2 protein-coding genes are annotated in these 2,284 nt (G+C 36.4%); both read right to left on the bottom strand.

Annotated features, from left to right (window positions below; all coding sequences use genetic code 11):
- A partial coding sequence (locus tag WBM49_RS13650) for an amino acid permease (RefSeq protein ID WP_424372598.1) occupies positions 1-768 on the bottom strand: 768 nt, incomplete at its 3' end.
- 1,186 nt (positions 769-1,954) lie between these two features.
- Positions 1,955-2,284, bottom strand: a 330-nt coding sequence (locus WBM49_RS13645; RefSeq protein ID WP_424372597.1) for a hypothetical protein, incomplete at its 5' end; no start/stop codon positions are given.

The following is a 2,284-nucleotide window of genomic DNA, read 5'->3' as shown; positions in this document are numbered from 1 at the left end:
GTTATAATCCGATTTTAAAGTTTCTGAATTGATACTTACGGCAATAAAAACTGCCAGGAATATATAAACGATAAGTCCAACACCAATTGCCCATAAGGTACCTGTTGGAATAGATTTCTTGGGATCTTTTAGATCACCACTCATCGCAATTCCAGCTGTAAATCCGGTAACCGCAGGAAAAAATACAGCAAATATAATTTCCATAGGGACCGCGCCTTCAGTGGCTACCATACCAACTGTTTCAGGCACTAAATCCCTTGTTCCCAAAACGATGGATACGATAGATACTGCAATTGCCGTTAAAATAATGTATTGTGTTTTTAAGGCTATAGAAGTGCTTATTAAAGCAAGTAAGGTAAGTGCAACCAATGCAAGAGTACCAGTGATCCTAAAATCATTAATGGTCATACCAAAGTCAAAAAAATCATTGAAACTTTCGGCAAATCCAATTAAATACAAAGCAATAGACAGTGCGGTACCCACGTAAAGTGTAATACCAATGGAGCCACCAATAGGGACGCCCATACTGCGTGAAAGTACATAGTAAACACCCCCGGCACCAATTTTCTTGTCGGTGGCCACAGAGGAGATGCTCAATCCTGTGGTTACTGAAATCACATGGGCGATAATAATAATAACAATCGCTCCAATTAATCCGGCATTACCAACCACCCAGCCCAAACGCATGTACATGATAACACCCAAAATGGTAAGTAATGAAGGGGTGAAAACACCTGCAAAGGTTCCGAATTTTCGTATTTTTTTCATTGAAAAACTTGAAAGTGTACTTTCAAAAATGAAGATAACTATTCTTTAGTATAACTCTTGCCTAATCTATTTAAATGAGGAATTTAGATAGATACAATTAGTTACCTTACAAACTGCATAAAGAATTATGACCTACCGCCGTTAAGTACTATTCCAGTTAAACGGCTTTGACATAATTACTCATGTGATTCTTATTTTATAATAAGGTATTCGTGAATCTCAGAATCCATTGATTCTTCGATTCCATTTTTTATAAAGGATCGTTGTTCAGGAAGATCTTTTTCTGCAGTATTAGAACTGTTTTTGTAAAGAATTTTCGAAGCCTTGGAGAAAATTTAGAAAACAGTGATGGTTTTGGTGCAGCCAAAAATACATCAGAAAAAGTGCCTATTCTTTTGGTTCGTTTTCTTTATCTAAATATTTTAAGGGAGGGACTACTAGCTCTATTTGACATAATGTAAGAAGTGCCTAAAGAAAAGCTACAAACAATATAAGAGGTTAGTAAGTGTACAGAAATTATCTCGCAGAGTAATTTTGTACTCTTACAGCAAGTTGACGAGAATGTCGTAGAAAAAAATCTTGCACACATTTCCACGAATACGGAAATTTTAAAGAAACCAAAAAGGTTAGCTTTTAAATGGCGTTGGCCGAGCGCAGGCTGATGTGGTTGCCCAAGCGGCTATTTTACTTAACGACAAATTATAGGTACAAAAAAAATATTTCGCCATTCGCAGCATACCGATGAACAAGTTTAATAACCCCGTTCATAATTCGCTTAAAAGCTATAAACGTGAGGGATATTTTATATAATATAGAAATGCAAAGCATTCATGAACACCCATAGAAAAAAAATAAAATGAGGTGAATAATTATAGCTTACGAATGTGGAACATTAATTTAAGTATAGCGTGTTGGTTTATTCACCACTAGTTATTTTATTATTAAGGTGTTCATGAATCTTGAAAAAGATTTGCTTAACAGCTAATCTTTATTCTGCGATTTCCTTTTACATAATTGTTGACGATATGAGCCTAAAGGCAATCATATCTACAATTATATAAAATAGCACAGCTATACGGAAACTGCACGCAATACATTTGTACTATAATTTATATTATGTCAAATAGAATAATTAGCACCTTCCCTGGAACTGTTTATCTTATTATGGAAATAAAAACTTCTATGGTTAGTGGATTCCCCGGCAATTCCCTGCTAAGCTTACTTGTATTCTTTCAATTTCCGTAGCACCGACCGGTATTTCTTCCATAGTTAACCCCACATAGTTATTGGCAGCTTTCCAGCTGGCTATGGTCTCACTAAAGGACTGCGAAGCCGCAGCATCTGTTTCATAAACCACCAGATCAACCGTCTCACCCTGGTCACCCCCAAATCTGGTCACTACCTGCCATTTGCCATTTTCCTTATAGGACGTATTAGTATAGTCGGACTGCGGGTAGTATTTGTTGTCTGATGGCTTTAACAGCACCCAAATGTCTTTCGTATCTGTTTCAGGATA

It is taken from the genome of Muriicola sp., assembly GCF_049669965.1.
GTDB lineage: Bacteria > Bacteroidota > Bacteroidia > Flavobacteriales > Flavobacteriaceae > Muriicola.
This window is presented reverse-complemented; position numbering and strand designations above follow the sequence as displayed.